Genomic DNA, 3364 nt, shown 5'->3' with positions numbered 1-3364 from the left:
GGGCGTGGCGCGCGGCTATCTCAACCGGCCCGAGCTGACGGCCGAGCGCTTCATTGCCAGCCCGTTTGTGGCTGGCGACCGTCTGTACCGCACCGGCGATCTGGCGCGCTATCTGCCGGACGGCAATCTGGAGTTCTTGGGCCGCAACGACGGGCAGGTGAAGATCCGCGGCTTCCGCATCGAGCCGGGCGAGATTGCGGCGCGGCTTGTCGAGCATGAATGGGTGCGCGATGCGGTGGTGGTGGCGCGCGAGGATCGCACCGGTGAGATGCGGCTCGTCGCCTATGTGGTGTGCGCGCAGCAAGAGGCGGACGAAGCGGGAGCGCCGGATAAGGCCGGAGCCGGGAAAGAGGCGGGCGCGCTTGCCTCTGCGTTGCGCGGGCATCTTGGCGCGCGGCTGCCCGACTACATGGTGCCGTCGGCCTTCGTGCGCCTGGACGGGCTGCCGCTGACGCCGAACGGCAAGCTCGACCGCAAGGCGCTGCCTGCGCCGCAGGACGATGCCTATGCGCGCAATGCCTATGCAGCGCCGCAGGGCGAGGTCGAGACGGCGCTGGCCGCGATCTGGGCCGAGCTTCTGGGGCTCGATCGGGTCGGCCGCCACGACCACTTCTTCGAGCTCGGCGGCCATTCGCTGCTGGCGGTGCAGCTGCTGAGCCGGCTCTCGCCGGCCGTCGGTGTCGAGGTGCCGCTGTCGACGCTCTTCGCCAGGCCGGTGCTTTGCGATCTGGCGGAAAGCATCGTTGAAGATTTGAGCCGCGCCGATCGCAAAGACCTGCCGGCGATTGTTGCCGTGTCGCGCGATGAGCCGCTTGCGCTCTCCTTCGCCCAGCAGCGGCTGTGGTTCCTGGCGCAGCTGGACGAGGCCGGCACCAATTACCACATCCCGCTGGCCTTGCGGCTGACGGGCCGGCTCGATCGGGCGGCCCTGCAGCGCAGCCTCGATGGTGTGTTTGCGCGTCACGAGGCGTTGCGCCATGTTTTTGTCGCGCCCGACGGCAAGCCCTGGGTCCGGATCCTGCCGGCGGATGCGGGTCTGCCGCTAGTCGAGCACGACCTGTGCGGCCGGGCCGATGCTGAGGCGGCGCTTGAGGACCTGTGCCGTGAAGAGGCGCACACGCCCTTCGACCTGTCGCGCGGGCCGATGATCCGCGCTCGCCTGATCCGGCTATCGCATGAGGAGCACGTCTTCCTGCTGACGCAGCATCACATTGTCTCGGACGGCTGGTCGATGGGCGTGCTGGTGCGGGAACTCGGTCAGCTCTACAGGGCCTTCGCTGGCGGGCATGATGATCCCTTGGCGCCGCTCGGCATCCAGTATGCGGACTATGCTGCCTGGCAGCGGCAGTGGCTGTCGGGGGACAGGCTGCAGAGCCAGGCCCGTTACTGGCGCGAGGCCCTGTCGGGGGCTCCTGCTTGTCTTGCCTTGCCGACGGACCGGCCGCGCCCGGCCCAGCAGTCGTTTGCCGGGGCCGGCGTGCCGGTGGTCATCAATCGGGCGCTGACGCGCGGGCTGAAGCGGCTGGCCAGCCAGCAGGGCACGACCTTGTTCATGACGGTGCTGGGGGCTTGGGCGGCGGTGCTGTCGCGCCTGTCAGGGCAGGACGACATCGTCATCGGCGTGCCGAGCGCCAATCGCGGCCGGCGCGAGATCGAAGAGCTGATCGGCTTCTTCGTCAACACGCTTGCGCTTCGCCTGGATCTTTCGGGGGCGCCGAGCGTGGCGCAGCTTCTGGAACGCACGCGGCGCACCGCGCTTGCCGCGCAGGAGCATCAGGACCTGCCGTTCGAGCAGGTGGTTGAGATCGTCAAGCCGCCGCGCGCGCTCGACCACACGCCGCTGTTCCAGGTTATGCTGGCCTGGCAGAACGCGACCGTCGAGCGGCTTGATCTGCCCGGGCTCGCGGTCGAGGCTGTGGGCAATGCCTACGACCAGGTCAAGTTCGACCTGGAGCTGAGCCTTGGCGAGAGCGGCGAGGAGCTCGCCGGAACGCTGCACTATGCGACGGCACTGTTCGACGAAGCCACGATCGAGCGGCAGCGCGGCTATCTTTTGGCGCTGCTGCGGGCGATGGTTGCCGATGCCGGGCAGCCGGTGGGCCGCATCGAGCTGCTGTCGCGCGAGGAGCGGACTTACCTTTTGGAGGAGCTGAACCGGACGGAAGCGGACTATCCGTCGCACAAGTGCATCCACGAGCTGTTCGAGGCGCAGGTGCGTCAGGGACCCGACAGGGTGGCGCTGGTGCATGAGGCCGAAGCGCTGAGCTATGGCGAGCTCAATGCTCGCGCCAACCGGCTGGCGCATCATCTGATCGGGCTTGGCGTGAAGCCGGACCAGCCGGTGGCGATCTGCGTCGAGCGCAGCCCGGCGATGGTGGTGGGGGTGCTTGCGATCCTGAAGGCGGGCGGCGCCTATGTGCCGCTCGACCCGGCCTATCCGAGCGCCCGGCTTGGCCAGGTGCTTGAGGATGCCGCGCCACAGCTCTTGCTTTGCGACGCCGCCGGACGCGCCGCCCTGGGCGCGGAGGCTCTTGGCCAGGTGGACGTGGTCGACCTCGACGCCGCAGCACCCGCCTGGGCCGGGCAGACCGCCCAGGATCCCGACCCGCATGCGCTGGGGCTCACCGCGCGCCATCTCGCCTACATCATCTACACCTCCGGCTCCACCGGAACGCCGAAGGGCGTCATGGTCGAGCATCGCGGGCTGGTCAATCATCTGGACTGGGCCCGCAAGGCTTACGCCCCGGGCTCATCGTTCGCGGTCTCCCTGTCCTTGGCCTTCGACGCCTCGGTTACCAGCCTGTTTGCGCCTTTGCTCAATGGTGGTCATCTGGAGCTGGTGACAGGGGGCGATGAGATCGGTGGGGTAAAGGCAAAGATCATCTCGGGCTGCGGGATCATCGAGATCACGCCGAGCTATCTCGACACGCTCGGCCAGCAGATGCTGGCCGAGCGTGTCACCAGCCAGGTCGGATTGTTCATCGTCGGTGGTGAAGCGCTGTCGCGTTCGACGGTGGAGTTGTGGCGCGCCATTCAGCCGACGGCCATGATGGTCAATGAGTACGGCCCCACCGAGACGATCGTGGCTTCTTTGCATTACGAGGTTCCGGCCGAACTGGATGGATCCGCATCGATCCCGATCGGCCGCCCGATCGCGAACACGCGGGTCTATCTGCTGGATGCTCATGGCAGGCCGGTTCCGTTCGGGGCGGCGGGCGAGCTCTATATCGGCGGGGTGGGCGTGGCGCGCGGCTATCTCAACCGGCCCGAGCTGACGGCCGAGCGCTTCATTGCCAGCCCGTTTGTGGCTGGCGACCGTCTGTACCGCACCGGCGATCTGGCGCGCTATCTGCCGGACGGCAAT

The 3364-nt window shown here is 68.0% G+C and carries 1 protein-coding gene; it reads left to right on the top strand.

The genetic code is table 11. The features are described from left to right. Positions 1-3364 (top strand): non-ribosomal peptide synthetase (locus A9K66_RS19925; RefSeq protein ID WP_156751108.1); only part of this gene is annotated, 3364 nt, incomplete at both ends.

The sequence above is a fragment of the Mesorhizobium sp. AA23 genome, assembly GCF_001672435.1.
Classification (GTDB): domain Bacteria; phylum Pseudomonadota; class Alphaproteobacteria; order Rhizobiales; family Rhizobiaceae; genus Mesorhizobium.
This window is presented reverse-complemented; position numbering and strand designations above follow the sequence as displayed.